The 24,398-nt window shown below is 52.6% G+C and carries 20 protein-coding genes; 11 read left to right on the forward strand and 9 right to left on the reverse strand.

Annotation, left to right across the window (positions count from 1 at the left end; genetic code table 11):
• Window positions 1-119: 119 nt before the first annotated feature.
• Both ACN28R_RS14255 and ydfZ read left to right on the forward strand, forming a co-directional pair.
• Window positions 120-1,481 carry an esterase-like activity of phytase family protein gene (locus ACN28R_RS14255; protein ID WP_048636027.1) on the forward strand — a complete coding sequence of 454 codons (1,362 nt, stop codon included), beginning with the start codon at window positions 120-122 and terminating at the stop codon, window positions 1,479-1,481.
• 166 nt (window positions 1,482-1,647) lie between these two features.
• The gene (gene ydfZ / locus ACN28R_RS14260) at window positions 1,648-1,854 is read left to right on the forward strand and encodes a putative selenium delivery protein YdfZ (RefSeq protein WP_095835809.1); all 207 of its coding nucleotides are present in this window, start codon (window positions 1,648-1,650) and stop codon (window positions 1,852-1,854) included.
• 132 nt (window positions 1,855-1,986) lie between these two features.
• Here ydfZ and ACN28R_RS14265 read toward each other — a convergent pair whose 3' ends face one another.
• From ACN28R_RS14265 to manD, 5 genes are all read right to left on the reverse strand, one after another.
• Window positions 1,987-2,673, reverse strand: a complete 687-nt coding sequence (locus ACN28R_RS14265; RefSeq protein ID WP_048636029.1) for a GntR family transcriptional regulator — start codon at window positions 2,671-2,673, stop codon at window positions 1,987-1,989.
• Between the two features lie 182 nt (window positions 2,674-2,855).
• Complete coding sequence (locus tag ACN28R_RS14270) at window positions 2,856-4,340, reverse strand: mannitol dehydrogenase family protein (protein ID WP_095834754.1); 1,485 nt, start codon at window positions 4,338-4,340, stop codon at window positions 2,856-2,858.
• A gap of 96 nt (window positions 4,341-4,436) precedes the next feature.
• Entirely contained in the window at window positions 4,437-5,798 is a 1,362-nt protein-coding gene (locus ACN28R_RS14275; RefSeq protein ID WP_048636031.1) for an MFS transporter, read from the reverse strand.
• 214 nt (window positions 5,799-6,012) lie between these two features.
• On the reverse strand, window positions 6,013-7,032 hold the full coding sequence (locus ACN28R_RS14280) for a Zn-dependent oxidoreductase (RefSeq protein WP_095834755.1): 1,020 nt from the start codon (window positions 7,030-7,032) through the stop codon (window positions 6,013-6,015).
• Between the two features lie 13 nt (window positions 7,033-7,045).
• Window positions 7,046-8,260: a D-mannonate dehydratase ManD gene (manD, locus tag ACN28R_RS14285; RefSeq protein ID WP_048636033.1), complete on the reverse strand. Its 1,215-nt coding sequence runs from the start codon at window positions 8,258-8,260 to the stop codon at window positions 7,046-7,048.
• Window positions 8,261-9,404: 1,144 nt separating this feature from the next.
• Here manD and ACN28R_RS14290 point away from each other — a divergent pair.
• The 3 genes from ACN28R_RS14290 to ACN28R_RS14300 are packed head-to-tail and all read left to right on the forward strand — an operon-like array spanning window position 9,405 to window position 12,445.
• Entirely contained in the window at window positions 9,405-10,109 is a 705-nt protein-coding gene (locus ACN28R_RS14290) for a 4Fe-4S dicluster domain-containing protein (RefSeq protein WP_048636034.1), read from the forward strand.
• Window positions 10,102-11,064 (forward strand): cytochrome c nitrite reductase subunit NrfD, encoded by a 963-nt coding sequence (gene nrfD / locus ACN28R_RS14295; RefSeq protein WP_048636035.1) that lies wholly within the window; start codon window positions 10,102-10,104, stop codon window positions 11,062-11,064. Before ACN28R_RS14290 ends, nrfD begins: the two co-directional genes overlap by 8 nt.
• A 4-nt stretch (window positions 11,065-11,068) precedes the next feature.
• Window positions 11,069-12,445, forward strand: coding sequence for an MFS transporter (locus tag ACN28R_RS14300; protein ID WP_048636036.1), 1,377 nt, complete (start codon window positions 11,069-11,071; stop codon window positions 12,443-12,445).
• 1 nt (window position 12,446) lies between these two features.
• Here ACN28R_RS14300 and alkB read toward each other — a convergent pair whose 3' ends face one another.
• Both alkB and ada read right to left on the reverse strand, forming a co-directional pair.
• Window positions 12,447-13,106, reverse strand: a complete 660-nt coding sequence (gene alkB / locus ACN28R_RS14305; RefSeq protein ID WP_048636037.1) for a DNA oxidative demethylase AlkB — start codon at window positions 13,104-13,106, stop codon at window positions 12,447-12,449.
• On the reverse strand, window positions 13,096-14,178 hold the full coding sequence (ada, locus tag ACN28R_RS14310) for a bifunctional DNA-binding transcriptional regulator/O6-methylguanine-DNA methyltransferase Ada (RefSeq protein ID WP_095834756.1): 1,083 nt from the start codon (window positions 14,176-14,178) through the stop codon (window positions 13,096-13,098). The genes alkB and ada overlap by 11 nt, the downstream gene beginning before the upstream one ends.
• A gap of 180 nt (window positions 14,179-14,358) precedes the next feature.
• Here ada and ACN28R_RS14315 point away from each other — a divergent pair, with 180 nt between their 5' ends.
• The gene (locus ACN28R_RS14315) at window positions 14,359-15,039 is read left to right on the forward strand and encodes a DNA-3-methyladenine glycosylase family protein (protein WP_095834757.1); all 681 of its coding nucleotides are present in this window, start codon (window positions 14,359-14,361) and stop codon (window positions 15,037-15,039) included.
• Between the two features lie 20 nt (window positions 15,040-15,059).
• Here the strand turns inward: ACN28R_RS14315 and ACN28R_RS14320 are convergent, their stop codons facing one another.
• Window positions 15,060-15,524, reverse strand: a complete 465-nt coding sequence (locus ACN28R_RS14320; RefSeq protein ID WP_121514202.1) for a multidrug/biocide efflux PACE transporter — start codon at window positions 15,522-15,524, stop codon at window positions 15,060-15,062.
• A gap of 140 nt (window positions 15,525-15,664) precedes the next feature.
• Here ACN28R_RS14320 and ACN28R_RS14325 point away from each other — a divergent pair, with 140 nt between their 5' ends.
• The 3 genes from ACN28R_RS14325 to tehB all read left to right on the forward strand — a co-directional run bounded on the left by ACN28R_RS14325 (window position 15,665) and on the right by tehB (window position 20,542).
• Window positions 15,665-16,570: a LysR family transcriptional regulator gene (locus ACN28R_RS14325; protein WP_048636041.1), complete on the forward strand. Its 906-nt coding sequence runs from the start codon at window positions 15,665-15,667 to the stop codon at window positions 16,568-16,570.
• Window positions 16,571-17,292: 722 nt separating this feature from the next.
• Window positions 17,293-18,936 carry a class I fumarate hydratase FumA gene (gene fumA, locus ACN28R_RS14330; RefSeq protein WP_095834759.1) on the forward strand — a complete coding sequence of 548 codons (1,644 nt, stop codon included), beginning with the start codon at window positions 17,293-17,295 and terminating at the stop codon, window positions 18,934-18,936.
• Window positions 18,937-19,681: 745 nt separating this feature from the next.
• Window positions 19,682-20,542: an SAM-dependent methyltransferase TehB gene (tehB, locus tag ACN28R_RS14335; RefSeq protein WP_095834760.1), complete on the forward strand. Its 861-nt coding sequence runs from the start codon at window positions 19,682-19,684 to the stop codon at window positions 20,540-20,542.
• Between the two features lie 41 nt (window positions 20,543-20,583).
• On the opposite strand, the gene ACN28R_RS14340 is transcribed toward tehB, so the two are convergent.
• Complete coding sequence (locus ACN28R_RS14340; RefSeq protein ID WP_048636044.1) at window positions 20,584-21,354, reverse strand: GntR family transcriptional regulator; 771 nt, start codon at window positions 21,352-21,354, stop codon at window positions 20,584-20,586.
• A 216-nt stretch (window positions 21,355-21,570) separates the two neighbouring features.
• Between ACN28R_RS14340 and ACN28R_RS14345 the strand changes: the two genes are divergently transcribed.
• Both ACN28R_RS14345 and ACN28R_RS14350 read left to right on the forward strand, forming a co-directional pair.
• Entirely contained in the window at window positions 21,571-22,800 is a 1,230-nt protein-coding gene (locus ACN28R_RS14345; RefSeq protein WP_082153111.1) for a M20 family metallopeptidase, read from the forward strand.
• Window positions 22,797-24,398 (forward strand): ABC transporter substrate-binding protein, encoded by a 1,602-nt coding sequence (locus tag ACN28R_RS14350; protein ID WP_048636045.1) that lies wholly within the window; start codon window positions 22,797-22,799, stop codon window positions 24,396-24,398. The genes ACN28R_RS14345 and ACN28R_RS14350 overlap by 4 nt, the downstream gene beginning before the upstream one ends.

The raw sequence follows: 24,398 nt of genomic DNA on the forward strand, positions 1-24,398 counted from the left end.
CGGCCTAGCGATCGTCACGTAAATGACACACCCGTTATTTAAGCTCCAGTGATTTTCATAATCAAAAGCGCCCGCGCCCAATAGATGCTGGACGACGGGTACACACAAGAGTGAATAAGATGAAACATAATGTATTACCGCTATTGCTAGCCGGACTGGTTCCGTTAAACGCCCTGGCCGATGGTGAAAAAGTCACCCGCTATGTCGTTACTTTTCCCTCTGGAGAGCGTGTCGTTTATCAGGGGAAATTTGCCGGTAATTTTCCCAACGGTTTACCGATAGGGATTGGTTCCGGTCTCCATTTTGCGGGTAAACAGGGCGACGACCTGCTGTTTACCACGCTGACCGATCGCGGCCCCAACACCGATGCGCCGCTGGTGGGAAATAAAGAAGCCAAGATCTTCGCCAACCCGGATTTCACCCCGTTGGTGATGGATATCAAAGTCAGCGCCACGCAAGCGCAGGCTATCAATCCGCGCCCGTTGCATGACGAACATGGGCCGGTGAATGGTCTGCCGTTACCGGGCGATTTAATCGGTACAACCAACGAAGTGGCGTTAAATGACGCGCTGCTTCCCCTTAACACCAGTAAACGCGGTCTGGATACCGAAGGGATCACGCCGGATGGCAAAGGCGGTTTCTGGCTGTGCGATGAATACGGTCCGTTCCTGATCCATATTGATGCGCAAGGGAAAATTCTGAAAAAATTCGGCCCGACGCCGGCTGGCGGCGAACAGTCCGTCGCCACCGGTCTGCCCAATATCATCAAATGGCGTCAGCCCAACCGTGGCTTTGAGGGATTGACCCGGCTACCGAACGGCACTCTGGTTATGGCGCTGCAAAGCACGCTGGATATTAATGAAAAAAGTAAGAACAAAGCACGCTTCACCCGTCTGGTGATGTTCAACCCGGAAACCGGCGCCAGCCGCATGGTGGGCTACCCCATCAATTTCGACAGTTATAAGAAAGCCAAAGATGCCAAAATCGGCGATATTGTCGCGCTAGATAATCAACGCATCCTGTTGGTCGAACAGGGCGAAGATAAAGACCAGCAAATACAAAACCGCATTTATCTGGTGGATTTAAGCCACGCCACCGATCTGACGCCGTTTGACGCGGACGGCAAATCGCCGGAATTCGACGATCGCGAACGGTTGGAAAAACGCGGCATTCGCCTGGCGCAAAAACAGGAACTGGTCGATCTGCGCAAACTGGGTTGGCGGCAGGAAAAGGTTGAAGGTTTGGCTATTGTCGATGGACAAACGCTGGCCATCATCAACGATAACGATTTCGGCCTGCACGCCGTGCTGAAATCTCCGCTGAAAGCAAAAGACAAAGCCGACGATTATCAGGTCAGCAAGGACGGCAAACTCACTAGGGATGGCAAAGCCACCGACGCCACGCTGGAGATCGTTCCGTTGCAAAAGCCGGCGTCTGACAATGAACTGTGGCTGATTAAACTGGATCGTCCTTTGCCGTAACAGAATGACAACAGGTGCTGCCACAAGCAGCGATTTTTATGCCCCTCACTAATAACCTGATGGTTTATATACAAATGTTGTATAAAAACCTCAATCCGCTGGTGATGACCTTACGGCAGCAGTAGGATCAATGCGATTTTTCTATCGTCAAACGAAGGAGGTTAAGGTGTACAAGGCGTATGACAGATACAGGAATCCACTCGATGCCGGTTACCGCGTGATGCAAAGCGATTCTCGACTGGTGGGAACCATTGCGGCTATTCATACAGAAAATCTGAAACGTGAAGAAGTCCGCCGTTCAAAATGTGTCGAGTTGAAAGGGGTTAAAGGGTATTTCGCCCCGCAAGAACTGATGTGTCTTAGCCGAGCCTGATTCTTAGGATGCGTGGTTTTGTAACGCGCGGTTTTATGATGCAGTGTTTTTGTATATTCGGGCGTCGTCTTGTCGCCCGATATTGTGTTTCTGACCTGGCCTTTCTTATGCCGCCCCAGCCAATCTCTTCATTCAGGTGCGTTCAAACCAATCGCTGTTCTGTTCCGCAATCGGCGTAATCGAGTAAATCATCTCCTGCAGATGCTCGCGCATGGCTTTTTCAGCCGCATCGGGATCGCGGTTTTTCAATCCGTCAAAAATAAGATAATGCTGCTGAATCAGATTCTGTGGCGGGGAAACCTGACCCAGGCTGAGGAAACGCACCCTGTCCATTGTCGCCTTAATTGACTCGATGGTTTCCCAGGCCAGCGAACACTTTGCAATCTGGGTCAAAAACTGATGAAAACTGTCATCAAGACTCAGAAACTCGCGTATCTGTTCATTCTGTGCGGCCAGCTCCTGACGGCGCAGATTATGTTCCAGCGACAGCAGTTGCTCATCGGTGACCTGCTTGGCGGCGCGGCGCACAATCGCACACTCCAGCGCCTGACGGATGAAGCGCGCATCCGCCACCCGCTGTTCGGAAATTTTCATCACAAAGGTGCCGCGCTGCGGCAATATCTGCACCAGTCCGGACTCAGCCAGCTTGATAAACGCCTCCCTGACCGGCTGGCGGGACACCTCGAAACGCGTTGATATTTCTTTTTCAGACAGCAGCTTACCCGGAGGAATATTGCATTCCACGATGTCTTTACGCAGTACGCGATAAATTTGCTGATTTACAGGCTCATTGTTGTTGATTTGAAAAGAGTTATCCATTCAGCCGTTTTCTACCCGAGATATTTGCCGATTATGATACATGTTTCACGCTTATCGCCCTAGGTGTAATTGTTGCAAAAATACGGATGTCCAGATACATCCGACGGATAAAAATAGGATAGAAACAGGATAAAAAGCACGGTCAGTTAATAACTCGTGCTTTTCCAGAATTGCGGTGTGGATTAGCGAGGTATCGCATTTAACGTCGCGCGAGTTCCCTTTTCCACCAAGGCCAGATAAAACGGCGTAACGGTTTGAATAAAAGTCTGATTATTAGGCAGATCCTGACCAAAAATCGCAGACAAAGAGAGCAATGCCGTCACGCGGTCTTCCCCTTCATTGCTTCGTTGCACCGTTTCGGCTATCAACGCCTGCAACGGATCGCTGATTTCAATCGGTTGCCCTTGTTCATCAACCCCGCCGACATAGCGCATCCAACCCGCCACGCCTAACGCCAGCATGTCAAAGCGGCTGTCATGAGCCAGATGCCAGCGAATGGAATCCAGCATACGCTGCGGCAATTTCTGCGAACCGTCCATCGCTATCTGCCAGGTACGGTGTTTTAAGGCCCGATTACGGTAACGCGCCAGTAAGGCATCCGCATAAGCGGCAAGATCAACGCCCTGAACACGCAGCGTAGGCGCCTGCTCCTGTAGCATTAAGCGATGCGCCGCCGCCACCAGGTCATCATCCTGCATACACTCACTGATGTATTGATAGCCGGACAGATAACCCAGATAGGCCAGAAATGAGTGGCTGCCATTGAGCATTCTCAGCTTCATCTCTTCAAACGGCAGCACATCCTGTACCAGTTCGGCCCCGGCTTTTTCCCACTCAGGACGGCCATTCACAAAGTTATCTTCAATAACCCATTGAAAAAACGGTTCACAGGCAACGCCGGCCGGGTCGACGACACCCAGTTGATTATGAATAGTCTCCAGCGTCTCTGGCGTGATAGCCGGAACGATCCGATCAACCATCGTCGACGGGAAAGTGATGTTCTGTTCAATCCAGCGCGCTAACTCGATATCCTGCTGCTCAGCCAATTGCACAATCACGTTGCGGGTAACGTGACCATTTTCCGGCATGTTGTCGCAGGACATCACGCTGAACGGACGCAACTGATGTTCCCGCCTGCGTTTAATGGCAGCCAGAATCACGCCGGGCAGGGAACGCGGCTGGTCAGGAGACGATAAGTCATGGCTAATCAGCGGATGTTCGGTATTTAACTGCCCGCTTGCAGGATGATGGCAATAGCCCTTTTCAGTCACGGTAATTGACACGATGGCAATATCTGGCGCGCTCAAGGCTTCCAGCACCGCATCAATGCCGTCGACTTCAGCATGCAGCGCGGATGTCGCCACTCCCACAATCCGGCTCTGCCATCCGCTATCGGCCATTTCCGATACCGACCAGAGAAGATCTTGCTGGCGAATATCGTTGATTTGCTGCTCGCCGCCGACCAGATTGATCTCGCAATAGCCCCAGTCGCTATTATATTCCGACGCCAGCTTATCGGCGCAAACCGCCTGATGCGCCCGGTGAAACGCGCCGAAACCAATATGGGCGATACGTGTTTTCAAAGCGCCGCGGTTATATTTTGGGCCGCGGTTATATTTTGGAATGATAACCTGTGGTTTCAGCAGGCTAAATTCAGTAATGTTCATTTTTCCGACCTTGATTTTAAAGATATTGAGGTAGTGACCCTCTATCAAATAAATTCAGAGAGATAGCTGTCCGTTCTCTCTCTCTCTGAATATTTATTATGCGGCATCCTCCAGATCGCCCAAATCGCGATCTTTTACTTCCGGCATGCAAATGGCTGCGAATAAACCGACCAGTGAATAGACGATTAACATAACCGCGATTGGCCACCAGGATCCTGTCATATTACAGAAGATACCGGCCAATACCGGACCGAATCCGACGGCAACCAAGCCGCCGGCTTCTTTGGCGATGGCCATTTGCGTGAAACGATCCCGTGCGCCGAAAATTTCCGCCATGGTAATATTTTCGAGCGCAAACAAACCTAATACGGCAACGTTGTGAATAACAATAATGCAGAGGATTATCGTGCTGACCGCGACATTTTTATCCACAATGATCGACAGCATTGGGTAAGCCAGAATTATCGCGGAAATGTTGATAATAATATAAGGAATCCGCCGCCCAACCTTATCAGAGAGCCACCCCAGTAACGGTATGGTAATAAAACCGATGACGGAACTGATCATTAGCGCATCCGTCGGAATCGCTTTTTCAAACAATAACGTCTGGACTAAATAACCGGCCAGGAATGTTTGAATAAGACCTGAATTGCCGGCTTGACCAAACCGTAGCCCGGTAGCCAGCCAGAAAGACTTACCCTTGAACATGCTTAATATTGATTTACTGGCAATAACAGGCGCTTGAGTCGACGACGCGTCATCACCGGTTTCATTAACTTCTTCAAAGACAGGGCTTTCTTTAAGGTTCATCCTTAACCATATGGCAAAGAACATGACGACCACGCTACACAGGAAAGGCACGCGCCAGCCCCATGCGAGTAATTGTTCTTTGTCGAGCAGGAAAAACATAATCGCCCAGATCGCCGTCGCACTAAGCGTTCCGCAATTGGTGCCCATGGCAACCAGAGAGGAAATAATCCCGCGTTTTCCTTTCGGCGAATATTCCGCCAGCATGGTGCCCGCGCCGGATATTTCAGCCCCTGCGCCCAATCCCTGAACGATGCGTAACGTCACCAACAAGATGGGGGCAAAAATGCCAATCTGGGCATAAGTGGGTAAAACGCCGATTAGCGTCGTACAAATCCCCATCATCGTAATAGTAATAAAGAGGACTTTCTTCCTTCCTACTTTGTCCCCCATTCTGCCGAAAATAAATGCGCCGACAATACGCGCGATATATCCCGCGCCATAGGTTCCCATTGCCAGAATCAAGGCCATGGCCGCGGATTGTTCCGGGAAAAATATTTCATGAAAAACTAATGCTGCTCCTAGCGAGTACAACTGAAAGTCCATAAATTCCAAAGCGGTTCCTAACCATCCGGATACAGCCGCTTTTACTAAATCAGTGGTGCTCCGCTCAGGTTTATTCGGCCTGGACTCTACTTGTTTATTGTTCATATTTATACTCTCTACGATTTGTAGTTAGCGTATAGCACCGTACCAGATAACGGTTTATAAGTGTGCTATACCTTTATCCAGGTCTTAAAAATAAGACCTGGATAAATACAGAAGAAGATAGTTGTTATAAAAACACCCGGTGTTGTTTAAATTAGTCGGCATCCCCCTTTAAATAAATCGCATCAACATGATAAACCGCTATTTATTAAAAAATTCACTCATCAAATTCCAGTAACACCTTACAACAGCTTTTTTGATCCTTTTCGAATACCTCAATTGCGCTAACGACCTGCTCATAATCAAATTGATGAGTGATTAATTTTGCCGGATCGATCTTTTTCTGTTGCAGCCATTCAATAACCATCGGAAATTTATTTGCATTGAGCCTTGAAGAGAAAATAGAAAGTTCTTTACTGGTAATACCCTGTTGGCTTATATGGCAAGGCTCGTTGGAAAACCCCATAATCGCGATGCGGGCCGCTGGCGAGGCGATGGTGATCGCTTCTTGTAAGATTGCCGGATGACAGGCTGCGTCAATAATCAGCGTGGGCTTAATATTCAGCTTGTCTAATTCATCCTTCAATGACAGAGACGCGTTATTAATCACCTTGGTTGCGCCACAATGCTGCGCCATCGTTAAACGTTCGGGAATGCGGTCAACGACAATCACCTCTTTAACCTGATATACCCCTTTCAGCACCTGAACGGATGTCAATCCCATCGGTCCGGCGCCATAAATCAGGGCAACATCTTGTTCAGTTGGTTTGATTTGGGCCGTCACATTTGCTGAGATAGTAAAAGGCTCCACCATCACCGCAAATTCATCAGGGATCTCATCCGGAATCAGATAGGCGTTTTTAGCCGGCACCGCGGCATAATCGCTAAATCCGCCATCACGATGCACGCCTAATACGACCAGAGAGCTACATACGTTCGGTCTGCCAATAGAACAGGGATAGCAGTGCCCGCAACTGACAACCGGATCAACCGACACCCTTTCACCGATACGTGAACCATCAACGCCCTCGCCGACGGCATCAATAATGCCGAAGAATTCGTGACCAATGACGCGAGGGTATCTGGCAAAAGGATTATGCCCCCGATAAATATGGCTATCCGACCCGCAAATTCCGGCTAATTTCACCTTGACTCTGACTTCGCCGCTGGCTGGCTGAGGAATATCTCGATCCTCAATCACTAAATCATTCGGCTGTTTTATCACAATGCTTTTCATATTTTTACCTCTGTCACCAATTCCACAGCGTGCCGTCTTCCAGACGCGCCACCGGCAAATAGGCGGGTTCATAGGGATATTTGGCCGCCAGCTTTTCATCAAACTCAATGCCCAGTCCGGGCTTATCGCCGGGATGCATATAGCCGTCGTCAAACACCCAGTTATGCGGGAACACTTCCAGCATTTGTTCGGAATAGCCCATATATTCCTGTACGCCGAAGTTAGGCACCCAGAGATCGAAGTGCAGCGCCGCCGCCATACAGATGGGCGACAAATCGGAAGGACCGTGAGAACCGGTGCGAACCTGGTATAACGATGCAAAATCGGCAATTCGCCGCATCCCGGTGATGCCGCCGGTATGAGTGATGGTGGTACGGATATAGTCGATCAACTGCTCTTCGATTAGCTGCTTGCAATCCCAGATGCTGTTGAATACCTCGCCGACGGCAATCGGCGTTACGGTGTGTTGGCGGATTAAGCGGAAACATTCCTGATTCTCGGCCGGCGTGGGATCTTCCATCCAGAACAAACGGTAATCCTCAATACTCTTGCCAAAACGGGCGGCCTCTATCGGCGTCAACCGGTGATGCATGTCGTGCAGCAGATGTTCCGAGAAACCGAACTTTTCGCGTACGGCTTCGAACAATTTCGGCGTGAAGTCGAGATACTTTTCCGTTGACCACAGTTGCTCTTCGGGCCAGTCGCCCTTGGTTGCCGGCTCATAAGCCAGTCCTTTGCCTTTCGCCATCCCATAGGTGGTTTTCATGCCGGGTACGCCGCACTGCACGCGAATGGCTTTGAAGCCCATATCGCGATGTTTGGCGTAATCATCCAGCACTTCATCGATAGTATGGCCGGTGGTGTGGCAATAGACCATTACGCCGGTGCGCGATGCGCCGCCCAGTAATTGATAGAGCGGCAGGTTGGCGACTTTGCCCTTGATATCCCACAGCGCCATATCCACGGCTGAAATGGCCGACATCGTCACCGGGCCGCGACGCCAATAGGCGCCTTTATAAAAAAACTGCCAAATATCTTCAATCCGCTGAGCATCGCGGCCAATCAGTTGCGGGCAAAGATGATCTTTGAGGTAAGAGGCAACCGACAGTTCACGGCCGTTGAGCGTCGCATCACCAATTCCGGTCACTCCGCTGTCCGTGGTGATTTTCAGGGTGACGAAATTACGCCCCGGACAGGTAACAAACACTTCTGCGCTGACAATTTTCACTTTGCTTATCCTTCTCGACTTATCGCTGTTACGCTTTCTATGCTGACTACCATACAAGTATATTCACAGAGAGAACATGAATCACCTCACATTTATGCATTTACGATTTCACAAGTGCAGGCAGATATGCGGATAAACTAATAGCGGCATCTTCAGGTAAAGCCCGCCGGAACGGCGGTCTCTTAGTCACAAATGTAGGGGCTAGGGGTTGGCCGTTACCCGGCGTAAAAAATTATGCTGAGGAGATAGCAGGCTTAGGATGAGCCGCAAGGACGCGGCGAAAGCTTGCGCCACGTCGGGAACGTGTCGCAAGCGGTCCGTTAAAAGCCTGATACCGACGAAGGCACCGCGCAGCGGCATAATTTAGCCGCAAGCCTGGGGTCACGGGGCGGCGGCGATTGAGCCGTCCCGTGTCGGGCGCCTGCTACGAGGTAGCATGAAAATAGCGGCCTCCTGGCGCACGAAACCGTCTTCAAGTCCGCATAAAAATGTGATTAAGGGAGAGTTTCATGATGAACAATTGGCATCGTGCCATTATTTCTCATTATCAAATGATAATGATGGAATCGCATACGTAGCCAAAAAACATTAAGTTCATTGCATTATTACCGCCGGAGAATAGTTTTTGAAAAAAAACAATTGTCGATCACAAATCTACTATTTCTATTACAACCGAATTAACAATATGCAAATAAAAGCGCCGATGAAAATGTAAATTATTTGCAAAGCGGCAATTCGTTATGCCGCAGATTATTTATCGCCTATCGAATTGAATAATTGAGGGACTTATCTAAATAACAGACAGTTATGATAGGTTAAGATTGGTTTCATATGGATATACAAAGAAATAAATGTGACTGAGAGCACAACCATCATTTCGTCGCTATGGTCAAATAAAAACGAATAAAAAGAATATGGATTATGGGTAAGTTAGCCGTCTGATCCGGAATGTTTTAAATCATAAAAATTACCTCTGATGCCAGATTGGTACCATTTTCCCGCTTAGGTTTTTTGTTGCATCGCGCAACGGATTGTTTCGTTGATCGTCAGGATGGCTGCATTCAACAAAACCCCTATCACGATGATCTGCTGATATCGGTACCACTTTTCAGCGTGGCTGTAGTTTCAATGTGAAGGTTATGTTATGGAAGAATTCTCTCGTCGTCGTTTTATCGCTTACCTGGGAAGCGCTATTGTTGTTACCGGGAATTCCAGCCTCGCGCTTGCGCAGACTGAAGAAGAACCCTCGAAAACCACCAAACCCAAGGGCGTCAAATACGGTCTGTTGCACAATGAGCAACGCTGCATTGGCTGCAACGCCTGTATCGGCGCCTGCAAAACCACAAACAATGTTCCTGATGGCGTGACTCGGCTGGAAATACTGAAAACGGTCGATATTCCCGCCGAAGGGAAAACGCGGGCTTTCAAGCAATATTTCCGCAAATCCTGCCAGCACTGCGAGAATCCGCCTTGTGTTTCGGTATGTCCGACCGGCGCGTCATTTAAGGATGCGTTAACCGGCATTGTCGACGTCAACGATAAACGCTGTGTCGGTTGCCGCTACTGCATCGCCGCCTGCCCGTACCATGTCCGTTTCATTAATCCGGTCAGCAAAACGGCGGATAAATGCAACTTTTGCCGGGAAACCAATCTGGCGGCAGGCAAACAGCCCGCCTGTGTTGAAATATGCCCGACCAAGGCGCTGGTCTTCGGCGATCTGAACGATCCCGAAAGCGAGATTTCAAAAATGATTCAAGGCAATACGACCTATCGGTCGAAAGTTTATCTTGGCACCGAACCGCAGGTTTATCGCGTGCCTGGCAGACGGGGAGAAATAGACAATGCTTGATGCCTTCCACTTTGACTCCCTTGTATGGGACTGGCCCATCGCCATTTATCTGTTGCTGGTGGGGATTTCCGCGGGCATGGTGTCGCTGTCAATCTTGATTAAATACTATGTGCCGGCCGAGTATCACGGCGGCAATAATATTATTAAATCGACCGCCATCATCGCGCCGCTGGCGGTTATCGTCGGGCTGGTGATCCTTATTTTCCACCTGACCCGGCCGATGACATTCTGGTATCTGATGGTGTTCTATAGCCCCACATCCATCATGTCGCTTGGGGTGATGTTATTTCAGGTCTATTTCGTGGTGATCGCCTTATGGATCATCAATCTCTACCGTGAAGGATTACTCCACCTGATAGAAACCAGAATCCATCGTCCGCGGCTGACCGCGCTGGCGCAAAAGATCACCGCCGTCATCGCCAATCAAGCCGGCGTGATTGAAAAAGTGTTGCTGGTATTAGCCATTCTGCTTGGCTGCTACACCGGTTTCCTGCTGTCTGCGCTGAAATCGTTCCCGCTATTGAACAACCCCGTATTGCCGGTGTTGTTCCTGGCGTCCGGCACCACTTCCGGGATTGCGGTCGCGATGCTGGCCAATGCCATGAGCCGTAATCGTTCCGGCAATAGCGCGACTATCCACTTTATTCATAAAATAGAGAACCCGGTCGTCTACGCCGAACTGTTCCTGCTGTTCGCCTTCTTTGTCGGCCTTCTGCTCGGCGGCGGACAAAAAACGGTGGCGGCGCATACCGCGCTCAGCGGCTTCTGGGGCGGCGTATTCTGGATCGGTATTATCGGCATTGGCATCACCGTACCGTTAATCGCCAGTTTTATCCGCGATAAACATCATCAACCCAGCCGGGGCAACCTCGCCTTCATGGCAGTATTAAGCCTGTTCGGGGTGTTCCTATTACGGCTGTTTGTGCTTTATGCCGGGCAAATGACGGTGGCCTAACCCGATGAATACCTCATGGGTCTTATTCTGGATTGCATCAATCACATTTTTCATGCAATCCCTGGATACCACCATGTTGTATATCGCCATTCCAGCCATTGCCGATTCGCTGCATCAACCGGTGTTGCATATGGAAATGATCGTCATTTCCTATGTCATCACCGTGGTGGCGTTTACTCCCGTCAATGGCTGGCTGGCCGAACGTTTCGGCGAAAAGAAAACCTATCTGCTGGCAATCGGCATATTTATGCTGGGTTCGCTGTTATGCATCACGGCGAACTCGGTTATCAGTCTGAGCGCTTTCCGTTTTATTCAGGGGATTGGCGGCGCGCTGATGTTGCCTATCATCAGAACCGTGATATTACGCACCACGCCGCAGGCCATGAAGTTGATATTCCTCAACCGGATTACCCTGCTCGGTTTACTGGGAACGATGGTCGGCCCGCTGCTGGGCAGCGTTCTGGTCAACCTGTTTTCATGGCGGATTATCTTTATCGCCAATATTCCGCTGTCGCTGGTCTGTCTGCTGCTGGCGGCGAAACATATTCCCAACGAAACCCTTAGCATCGAGCGGCGGGCCGACCCTTACGGGCTGGTCTTGATGGTATTAATGCTGTTTATGACCGCCTTCACGCTCACCGCAATGCCCAAAAACATCATTTCCACGCCGGTCGCTTTACTGCTTTGTTTATCCGGGACAGGTTTGGCGTTTCTGTACTTCAAACGGGATATCACCCGAAGAGAGGCGCTATTCCCCGCCGAACTGTTTGAAATAAAGACCTTCTCCATCGGTATTCTCGGCGGCATTCTAACTCGGGTGCTGCTGTCGTCCACGCCCGTCGTGCTGTCATTAATGTTGCAAACGACGTTGGACTGCAAACCCGTTGAAACCAGTATTATCCTGCTGCTTTTCTCCACCGGCGCGCTGCTGTCGAAAGTGATTTTTGAACCGATGATTAAGCGCGCGGGCTACCGTAAGCTATTAATGGTTACGACCGGATTTACGTCGCTGTTTATTCTTGCCATGAGTTTCGCCGTGCAGGAAAAATCCATGATGCAGATCGGTATTATCGCCGCCATCCTCGGAATATTGATCTCAACGCTGCACTCGGCGGAAAGTACGCTGGCGTTCAGCAACCTGAGCAATTCCACGTACAATAGCGGCAATAATGTGCTGACCATAACGCAGTTAATCTCCGTTATGGTTAGCATGGCGCTGACCTTTCCGGTGCTGCGATTCCTGTCACACTATGAAGTCGTCTTTAAGCTAAACAGCTTCAGCCTGCTGTTTCTGTTGCTGGGTATTGGATTACCGATTTGCTGCCTGGTGTTCAAGCATTTAAATGAAGAGGACGGCCACCATTTCATTCACGGGCGTTAATTCAGGTTCCCGCTTTACGGAACGTCAGGTTAAAGCGGTACATTTCCGGCAGATACGCCGGCACCGACCCCGGCTTCAACGGCAACACGCCATGATAACGCAACCGGGATGCGCCGCCCCAAACGACCACATCGCCGTGCGCCAGCGGCAAACGCTGCGCCCGCTCGCTGCGCGTCATACCGCCAAAGAGGAACACCGCGTTTAAGCCCAGAGAAAAAGAGACGATCGGCTGCCGAAGATCATGTTCATCTTTATCCTGATGCAAAGATAAGCGGGCGCCGACATCGTAACGGTTAATCAGGCAGGCATCCGGGGTGAAATCGGCAAAACCGGCCTCGCGGGCGGCATCTTTCGCCAGTTTCTCAAAGAGCGCCGGCATCGCCGGCCAGCGCTGTCCGCTGAGCGGATCAAACGGAGAATAACGATAGCCCGTTTCATCCGTTACCCAACCCAGCGGGCCACAGTTGCTCATGGCTACCGACATGGTATAGCCGCCCGGCGTTACCATGTGGCGAAACGGCGCCCGCGCGGCGACCGCATTAATCGCCGACATCAATGCCGGCGCCCGATCATAAGCAAACCCGCGCAGAATGACCGCGCCTGGAGCCAGTTGTTCCGTGCGGCGTTGCGGTTCGTCCTGCTCAAACAGATCAAGATTCATGGTGTTGCGATCCCCCCGCTTCTTTTGCCAATAGCGTTCTCTTGCGTTCCACGCCCCAGCGATAACCCGACAACGTTCCATCCTGACGCACCACCCGATGGCAGGGGATGGCCACCGCCAGCCGATTGGCCGCGCAGGCGCCCGCCACCGCACGAACCGCGGCAGGAGAACCAATTCTGGCGGCAATGTCGCTATAGCTGGCCGTCTCTCCGGTTGGGATATCCCGCAACGCCTGCCATACCCGCTGCTGAAAAAGCGTGCCGCGGATATCCAGCGGCAGCGCCAGCCCGATTTCCGGCGCATCGACAAACCCCACCACCTGCGCCATCCGTTGTTCAAAGCCGGTATCGCCGCCCACCAGTTGGGCATTGGCGAACATATCCTGCAACTCTTTCACCAGTTGCCCAGGGTCGTCACCCAATAGAATAGCGCAGATCCCCCGCTCGCTTTCCGCCACCAGAATATCCCCCAACGAACAGACGCCGACGGCAAAATAGATCGTCATCCCTTTCCCTTTATGTTGAAACGTTTTCGGCGTCATCCCCAATTGCGCATTGGATTGCGCATAAAAGCGCCCGTTGGCGCTGTAACCGGCATCCAGTATCACGTCGGTAACCGGGCTGTTTTTCAGCAGTTGCTTACGAAGCTGCTGCTGGCGATGGGCTTTGGCATACTGTTTGGGCGTAACGCCGGTGATGGCTTTAAATAAACGGTGGAAGTGGAAGGGGCTTAATCCCACGCCTTTCGCCAATGCCTTCAATTCAGGCGCTTTTTCCGCCTGTTCGATAATCCGGCAGGCCTGAGCAATTTGCCTGGCATGCTGTTCTTCGCGCGATATCCGCCCCTGGCGGCAACGCTTGCAAGGCCGAAATCCGGCGGCCTGCGCCTCTTCCGCCGAGGCAAAGAACAGCACATTTTCGCGTTTTGGCTGGCGTGATGCGCAGGAAGGCGAGCAATATATTCCCGTCGTTTTTACCGCATAAATAAAACTGCCGTCCGCCGCTTTATCACGCGTGCGCACCGCCAGCCAGCGCGGGTCGTCATTCTGATGGGTGTTATCGACAGGTTTCATGCTCTTCTCCCACATGATAGATTGCGTCATTCTTACCCAAACCATAAGATGCCTACGTCCCCCGAACACGCCCAACTCTTGCTTTTTAATTCCGTGGTCACTGCACGAGACACAGCGGATCAATTTATACTCAGACTCCCGACGCATCATGTTATCACCCCGGCCCATGGAAAAACCTTTATGACATTCGATAGCCAACTGGATTTTAACCGCCAAGCCAAAGAACATCTCTGCGCGCTTAACGATCGTTGGGCTCATCTGATAGCGCATATTGGCGACTGCCGTCATCAAACGGCGCCGCACAGGGAACCCTACGAAGCCTTAATCCGCGCCGTGTCTCACCAGCAGCTTACCGCTCGCGCGGGCGATGCGATGGTGGCTAAACTGCAGCGGCTTCATGACGAGACGGGAAAAACCTTTCCCAGCGCAGAACAAATCGCGGCCTGCTCCAGCGAGACGCTGAGGCAGTGCGGCTTCTCCGCACGCAAAGCCGAAACGCTGCTCGCCATTGCGCAAGGCGCGCTCAGCGGGCTGGTTCCCTCCCTCGAACAAGCGGCGACCATGGACGATGAAACGTTGATCGAACAACTCAGCTCGTTAAAAGGCATTGGGCGCTGGACGGTGGAAATATTTCTGATTTACTCGCTTGAGCGAACGGACATTATGCCGCTGGACGATTTCGGTATTAAGCAGGGGCTACGCTATGTTTACGATCTACAGGCGACGCCGACCCGCCATACGCTGCGCGAACTGAGCCGCGCCTGCCAGCCTTACCGCACCATCGCCTCCTGGTATTTGTGGCGGGCGCCGTCATTACCCGCATACCAGAAATTCAAAGGGACGCTGCGGCAACCCTGCTGACGCTTACCCCTAAAGGCCTATCAGCGCGGACGGGAATTCGCAGACATGCCTCGCGTATCCTTATCCCGCCGGTGAAGAACACGCCCCCGCAGGCTATCGTAGAGCCAGTTGTATGCCACGGTATAAGGCAGGAAAAACAGGAAAAAGCCGATCTCAACCGTCAACGCCTGCCACAGCGTCATATTCAGCATCCACGCCGCCAGCGGCAGGCCGATTAACATGAATCCGCCTTCAAATCCCAATGCGTGGCTTATGCGCACCGGCAAACGCCGTTTAAACCGCTCGGCGGGCCAGAGCCGGTCAAATACCGCGTTATAAATAATGTTCCAGATCATCGCTATGCTGGATAACATGATCGCCAGCGCCCCCATATCAAATAGGGGTTTATCCAGTATCCAGGCTCCCGCCGGCGCACAAATTAACAGCGCGATAAGTTCAAAACCCAGCGCATGGATAATACGTTCGCCTACTGTTTTCTTTTGCATAGCACATTCACTTTTTATCTCGATCATTTGTGACAACTACCTTATTGCGGCGGCTGTTGTTAGCCGCGCCAACCTTATTTTCATCGTAATAACTGATAGAATAAAATTAGAAACCATCGAAAAAAGCGATAAGGTGAGCTATGCGTTATTCCCCGGAATCCTTACTGGCGTTCATCGCGACCGTCAACACCGGATCATTTTCGGCCGCCGCCCGGCATTTGCGTAAAAGCCAGTCCACCATCAGCAGCGCTATCGCCAATCTGGAAGCGGATTTAGGGTTGAGACTGTTCGATCGCGCCGGACATCAACCGATTTTGACGCCGGCAGGCAAAAAGATACTGGCTCATGTGCAAGCTATCCTTTCCGCCAGCGAGGCCCTCGATGAACTGGCGATCCGGCTGGCCGACAATATTGAGCCTCGGTTGACGTTCGTGCTGTCTGATACCTGGAAAACCATGCATTACGAACCGGTGCTGCAACGCTTCGCACAGCGTTTTCCTGATATTGAGTTTGAATGTTTGATTGCAGAAGACGACGATGTCATTGATTTGCTGCAATCTCAGCGCGCCCATGTCGGGCTGGTGCGGGCACAATCCACTTACCCGCCGGATATCGCGGTCGCCCGATCGCAGATAAAAACAGAAATGGCGGTATTCGTTGCGGCGACTCACCCGCTAGCCACCGAAAAAAAGGTGACCCGCAGCCGGCTAGCCACCGTGCGCCAGCTTTATCTGAACACTTATAAACGCAACAATAGGTTGCAGGCCGAAGGCGTGGTCTGGTCTGCGCCATCCTACCTTATGCTGCTGGAGATGGCGGAACAGGGTTTCGGATGGAGCATCCTGCCTCGCTGGCTGGTATCACAATTCGGCCACCAAAACCTGGTAGAACTGGCCGTCGCAGGCTGGCCGCAACTCATTGATGTGGATATCGCCTGGTCTAAGCGCTATCCTCCCGGCCCGGCGGGTTTATGGATGATTGATAATCTGTTGGCTCAACAGGAAAACGGCGCGGCGTCACCGGCAAAACCGGGATCCATGCAATAGCGGGCGGCTAAAACGCTTCGTTTATATATACCCGTCATACTTCAAGTTGCCTGTGCGTTGGCTTTGTTACTCGGCCCATTCATAGACCTCGCCCCGTTGGGGCCGCCGCTCGCGGCGTTCAAAACGACAACGTTTTGTCCTGCAACTCGCATTATTTCGGGTATATTATTTAGTCCTTAACGTAATAAATTTAAAAAATAAGGACGCTAATAAAATTATTATTACTTGCAATCACTCTGATTATTTTAATTAAATAATTTAATTAACTGATTTAATATGCCTGATATTAATAATTCATTCTCTTTGATTACAACTATTTTACTTTCTCCCCTGGCTGAAAATAAAAGATATTTACGGAATTTTTTACCAATTATGTGATGTGGCAAAGTAGTTCGGCACGGTATAAAACCCTACTATTATAGGGATTATTACTTTTGTATTCGTGCCTAATGAGTATGCAGCAATGATATACCCGACCTTTCAAGTTGCCGGTGCGTCGGTTTCCCTGAATGACTCGGCCGCCGCCCTCCCGCATCTTGGAAAAATCGCCGGGAGCGTTTTTTAACCACGCGGAGCATTGGCCCACCGGAGGCGGGCAAGAGAGCCCGCCAGAAATCGATTGGGTATAACGCCTGATACAAAGGTCATTGTCATTAATAATGAAACTTGAATCATATCGGATGCAAGCCTACTAATATAATGCGAACGCAAGTGAGAAAAAAATGTCGACTAAACCCTTTTATTACCAAGATCCTTTTCCGCTAAGTAAGGATGACACCGAATATCGCCTTCTCAGCAGCGACTTTGTTTCTGTTACTCAGTTTGAAGGCCAGGACATCCTGAAAATCGAACCGGAAGCGCTTACCCTCCTCGCCCAGCAAGCCTTCCATGACGCCGCCTTCTTTCTTCGCCCTTCTCATCAGCAGCAGGTCGCCAGCATTCTTCACGACCCGGAAGCCAGCGAAAACGATAAATATGTCGCACTGCAATTTCTGCGCAACTCTGAAATCGCCGCCAAAGGTATTCTGCCGACCTGTCAGGATACGGGCACCGCGATTATTGTCGGCAAGAAAGGCCAGCGGGTCTGGACCGGCATCAATGACGCCGAAGCGCTGTCCCGCGGTGTTTACAACACCTTCACCGAAGATAACCTGCGCTACTCGCAGAACGCCCCGCTGGATATGTATAAAGAGGTGAATACCGGCACCAACCTGCCGGCGCAGATCGACCTCTACAGCACCGAAGGCGAAGAGTATAAATTCCTGTTTGTCAGCAAAGGCGGCGGCTCCGCCAACAAAACCTATCTGTATCAGGAAACCAAAGCGCTGTTGACCCCGGAGAAACTGAAAAACTTCCTGCTGGACAAAATGCGCTCGCTGGGCACGGCCGCCTGCCCGCCGTACCATATCGCCTTTGTCGTCGGCGGCACCTCCGCCGAAACCACGCTCAAAACCGTGAAGCTGGCCTCCACCAAATATTATGATGAACTGCCGACCGAGGGTAACGAACACGGCCAGGCTTTCCGGGATCTCGCGCTTGAACAGGAATTGCTGCAAGCGGCGCGCGATCTGGGGCTGGGCGCGCAGTTCGGCGGTAAATATTTCGCCCACGACGTGCGCGTTATCCGTCTGCCGCGCCACGGCGCTTCATGCCCGGTCGGCATGGGCGTATCCTGCTCGGCTGACCGTAATATCAAGGGGAAAATCAACAGCAAAGGGGTCTGGCTGGAACAGCTGGAACACAATCCGGGCAAATATATCCCCGAAGAGTTACGTCAGGCGGGCGAAGGCGAAGCGGTCAAGATTAACCTTAACCGCCCGATGCCGGAAATCCTGAAAGAACTGTCGCAATACCCGGTTTCCACCCGCCTTTCCCTGACCGGCACCATCATCGTAGGCCGTGACATCGCGCACGCCAAAATGAAAGAACGGCTGGACAACGGCGAAGGTCTGCCGCAATACATTAAAGATCACCCGATCTACTACGCCGGCCCGGCGAAAACCCCCGCAGGCTATGCTTCCGGTTCATTAGGCCCGACAACCGCCGGACGCATGGACTCGTACGTGGATTTACTGCAGGCCAACGGCGGCAGCATGATCATGCTGGCGAAAGGCAACCGCAGCCAGCAGGTGACCGATGCCTGTCACAAACACGGCGGTTTCTACCTCGGCAGCATCGGCGGACCGGCGGCCATTCTGGCGCAGAACAGTATCAAGAGCCTGACCTGCGTGGAATACCCGGAACTGGGCATGGAAGCGGTGTGGAAAATTGAAGTGGAAGACTTCCCGGCCTTTATTCTGGTTGATGATAAAGGCAATGACTTCTACCAGATGATCCAGAGCGCCAAATGCACGAAATGCGCTTAAGCGCTCATCGCTGATACGCAATAGTTAGCATGTTAATACCCCGGCATTCATTGCCGGGGTATTAGATTGCTGACAACCTGCGAAACAGTGCCATTGATTACCCCCACCCAGCCGCCCCCTTGCCAGGGGGTGGCGCTAATCCATTAAAAAACCGGATTTTCCCCCGCCCCTGGGACTGTCTCTTAGTCACATTTTTATGCGGACTTGGAGATAGTTTCGTGCGCCACAATGCCGCTATTTTCATGCTGCCTCGCAGCACGCGCCCGACATAGGGGGCTCAAACGCCAGCCCCCTATGAACCCCGGCTTCCGGCTAAATTATGTCGCTGCGCGATGCCTTCGTCGGTATCAGGCTTAACGGACCGCTTGCGACACGTTCCATACGTGGCGCAAGCTTTCGCCGCGTCCGTGCGGCTCATCCTAAGCCTGCTATCTCCTCAGCATAATTTCTTACGCCGGATAACGGCAAACCCCTCATAGCCCCTATATTTGTGTATAAGAAACAGCCCTTGGGAAGGGGAGGAGCGGGGTGAGGTTAGAACCAAATGGTTGGTCATCCAACTCGGTATTTTTACCTTATGCCCTTCATTAACCAGGCTAAAACCAACCCGTCGACTGCCGTCATGAGAACGATTTTCCTTTATTCCCGGTCGCCCACGTAAATAATGTATTTTAAATACCTATTTCTGGTCAGCCTGTTCGCCGGTTTGTAGAATACGGCAATCAGTTGATACCAAGGGGTGAAGATGCAAGATCTCATTTGTTATAAAAAAATGCCGCCGTGGAACAGTGCTACCCTCCCCGCCGCCTTTCAGGAAAAACACCAGACCAAAGAAGGAACCTGGGCTAAGCTCGTCATCCTGCAGGGAGAAATGACCTTTTCTCTGTTACACGAAAACGGGGAAGCCAAAGAGACATTTCACTTCTCGCAACACAATCAGCCGCCATTTATCGAACCGCAAGCATGGCACCGCATCGTTTCCTTTTCTGACGATCTGGAATGCCAGTTGAGCTTTTTCTGCACGCCGGAAGATTTCTACCCGAAGAAATACGAACTCTCCCGCACGCATTCCGAGGTCATCAACGCCATGCAATTCATCCAGCCCGGCAAAGCGCTGGATTTAGGCTGCGGCGGCGGACGTAACGCGCTGTATTTAAATCTGCGCGGTTTTGATGTCACCGCCTGTGACAAAAACGCTCACAGCATTGAGGCGCTAAATGAGATCGTCAAAAACGAAGCGTTAGAGCACATTCAGGCCCACGTATACAATATCAACCTAGCGGAAATCAAAACGCGGTACGATTTTATTCTCTCGACCGTGGTCTTTATGTTCCTGGAACGCGACCGCATTCCGTACATTATTCGCAATATGCAGGCGCAGACGACGCAGGGCGGATATAACCTGATCGTCGCCGCCATGTCGACCGATGACTACCCTTGTCCTATCCCGTTTTCCTTCACGTTTAAAGCGGGCGAACTAAAGAACTATTATGCCGATTGGCAGATCGTCAAATACAACGAAGACCCCGGCGAGCTGCACAAAACCGACGAGAACGGCAACCGGATAAAGCTGCGCTTCGCCACGCTGCTGGCGAAAAAACCTTAAGCACCGCAATCCGCTTGCCCAAAGGCGAAATTTTACCCGCCTCACCGCATCTCATTGAGATAAATAAAATGGTCGGTGCTGAAACGGTGATGCGCCAGGATCACCGGCACCGCGCTCTGATCGAAAGAGATTTCGTCAATCACCATAATGGCATGGGGTTCGGAGAGTTCAAGCAGCGTCAGATCCTCCGGCGTCGCCAGCGCGGCCGTTAACTGTTCCCGCACCGCGGCCACCCGCACCCCGTAATGCTCCAGCAGAAAGCGATACAGTAATTCCGGCACCTGATCCGCCGCCGGGAAGTCAGGGAAGTGCAACGCCGGCAGCACCATGACTTCATGCATGGCGGCAATGCCCTGCACCCGCCGCAAACGCTTCAGGCGGATAACCTGCTCCGACGGTGAAATTTGCAGCCTGGCGGCTTCCTCCGCGCTGGCGGTAGCCACCTGATAATCCAGCAATCGGGTTTCCGAATGAACCAAAGCGCCGTCTTTGCCATGCAGGCGAAAATATTGAAAGAAATGGCTGAGATTGTGCAGCGGCGCCCAGCCGGTCACCACCGTTCCGGTCTTACGCCGGCGCATCAGCATGCCTTCGTCGGTCAACGCCGCCAGCGCCTTGCGCACCGTTCCCACCGAAACGCCGAAATCCGCCGCCAGCGCCTGTTCTCCCGGCAACACCGAGCCCGGCGCCAGCTGCCCCATCAGGATGGCTTCACTGATATGACGTTTCACCACTTCATATAAACGCGCGCCTTCATATTCATTTAATCGGCTAAAGCGGCTGACTTCCTGTTCATGTTTTTGCTGCACCATTACTGATTACCTCTTGACCAAAGGCACTAACTGAATTATCTATAAACTATATAGAAATAAAAAATCGAGTCTAGCATGTCGTATAAGAAAAAAATATCGACGTTGTCCAACGCGACGCGACAGCCATCCGCACAAGCCGCCGACGATAAAAAACTGGACGCGGCCCTGGCGTCATTGCCGCAGGACGAACAAGCCATACTACACGATCTCCAGCGCATGCTGGCGGTCGATACCTGCTTTCCCCCCGGGCAGGGTTACCCGGCCTTTGCCGATTTGATGGAAGAAATACTCGCCCCTCTGGGGTTCGCCTGCTCCCGCGTCGACGTTCCTGAAGCGCTATGGCAAGTTCCCGACGGCAGTGCACAGGGCGCACGAACCAACCTGATAGCCGCGTTGCCGTCAAATGCGGCGGAAAATTGCAATCTCTACTTTCATGTCGATACCGTTCCCCCCGGCGACGGCTGGCATTTTCCGCCTCTGGCCTTAACGCAACAGGATGGCAAGTTATTTGGCCGCGGCAGCGCGGATATGAAAGGCACCATCGTCGCCACCTTAGCCGCCCTGCGCGCCGCACAGCGCTTCGATCTGCCTTTACATTTCAACCCGGTATTGCTGCTGTGCACCGATGAAGAAGGGGGGCTGTATCCCGGCATCCGCTATCTGGCGGAACAACGGCTTTTCCACGGTCACATGCTGAGCTTCAACGGCGGCGCGGTGCCCCGGATCTGGGCCGGATGCTTCGGCAGTTTCGATCTTGCCATTCAGGTGACGGGGCGCGCGGCCCATTCCGGCGATCCGCTCGGCGGCATTAACGCCATCGAAGAGAGTCTGCCGTTATTGAACGCGCTGTATGCATTGAAACAGAAGGTAGAGCAAAGAACCTCGGCCATGCCTGCGCCGCCGCACTATCAGGGCGCGCCGCTCACCTCCCGCCTCACGATCGCGCTCGCCAAAGGAGGAAGCAAAGGCTCCACCATTCCGGCGCGCTTCGAACTGTTGATCAACCGTCGCTACTCGCCGGAAGAGACCTTCGACCAGGCGCTGGCAGAGATCGTCGACTGCATCGAACAGGCGATGTCCGGTTCACGGGCGCTCGCGGTTGAGCATCACCTCATCGGCCATCTTGCCCCGGTCGACGACCCGACCGGCCCGCATTGGCCGCGCTGGTTGTCCGCGCTGAGCGTGGGATTTGGTTTCCATGCCGATGAGTTCCGCGCCTGGGGATCGTCCACCAGTTCCGATATGGGATGGGTACAACAGGCTGGCGTGCAGGAAATCCTATTGGGCGGGCTGGCGCGCCCGGATAACCACATCCATGCCGCCGATGAATATACCACCATGCCGGATCTTATCGCCCTGTCACGCGCGATCCTGGCTTATCTGGCCCGCGACTTCGAGCCAAACCCGACCTTTGATATCTCCCCACCAGAGAGGAAAACACCATGACCACCGGGAAAACCACTTTCAACCGTCGTCAGTTCATCATCGGTTCATCATGTTTAGCCAGCGCGGCCATGTTGCCATGGTCGATGTCGGCGGCGGCGGCCGATGCGGTCAGTTCCACGCCGGCCAATGGCACGCCGCGCCGGGGCGGCGTACTGCGGTTCAGCGTCGATCAGGGCGCCAACGTCATCCATCCTCACCGGGTACGGGTAAACCCGGAATATCTGCTGGCGGAACTGTTATATAGCGGGCTGACCCGCCTGACGCAAAATATGCAGGCGGAAGGCGATCTGGCCGAATCCTGGCAATCCAACCCGGAACTGACGCAGTGGACTTTCAAGCTGCGCGACAACCTCAAATTTCATGACGGTTCCGCCTGCACCGCACAGGACGTGGTGGCGAGTTTCAACGCCATTCTTAATCCCGATAACGCCTCGCCCGCGCTGCATAATGTCGGCCCCATCGATAGCGTGACCGCCAGCGACGACCATACCGTCATTATCACCACCACGGGCGCGTATGCCGATTTACCCGTCGCGCTGGCCTATCCCGACGCCAAAATTATCCCGGCGGCCATCGCGCAGGGCGATCTTGAACGTCTCAGCAAGGAAGCGATCGGTACCGGTCCATTTAAGCTGCTCTCTTTCGAACCTGCCCGCCTGATCGTCGTGGAGCGCAACCCCGATTATTACGATCCCGCCCGTCCCTATCTGGATCGGATAGAAATCGTGGTCTATCCGGATCCGATTGCGGAAAGCTCCGCCCTGCGCTCAGGTGATATCGACCTGATGATGGCGGCCCAGACAACCGAATTTACCCGGCTGTCCCGCACGCCGGGCATCATTCCGCTGCGCATCGCCTCCGGCCAGTTTTTGAACGTCAACATGGGATGCGATCAAAAGCCTTTCAATGACGTACGCGTCCGTCAGGCGCTGGCCCTGTGCGTCGATCGTCAGGCGATGGTCGATTTTGTCGCCGAAGGATACGGCGCGCCCGGTAATGACAATCCCTTAAGCCCGGCCTATCCATTTTATAAAGCGATCCCGCTTAAGCAGGCCGACTATGCCAAAGCCAAAGCGCTGCTGACCGAAGCCGGTTATCCCAACGGTTTGGATCTCACGCTGATTGCCTCCGACAGGCCCGCTACCCGTACCCAGTTGGGGATCGCTTTGCGCGAGATGTGCAAACCGGCGGGGATCCGTATCGAGGTCAAAACCATGGCCAACAGCACCTATCTTGATCAGGTCTGGAAGAAAAATAATTTCTATGTCGGTTTCTATAATATGCAACCCACGCCCGACGCGGTGTTTTCCCTGCTTTACACCTCGGAGGCGGCCTGGAATGAAACCCGCTGGAACAACCAGGAGTTCGACCAGCAGATCAGGCAGGCCAGAGAAACCGCCGATCCCGCGCAACGCGGCGCGTTCTATGCCAGGGCGCAGGAGTTGATGAATGAGCAGGTTCCCTCATTGATTCCGACCTTCTTCGATCTGCTGTCCGCCAGCCGCGACTACGTCGCGGGCTATCAGTTGAATCCGCGCGGCGCGGTGTTCCGCCTTGATCACGTCTGGCTGACCGCCAACGCGCCGGCGCGTCGGTAA

Source organism: Brenneria goodwinii, from assembly GCF_002291445.1.
Taxonomy (GTDB): domain Bacteria; phylum Pseudomonadota; class Gammaproteobacteria; order Enterobacterales; family Enterobacteriaceae; genus Brenneria; species Brenneria goodwinii.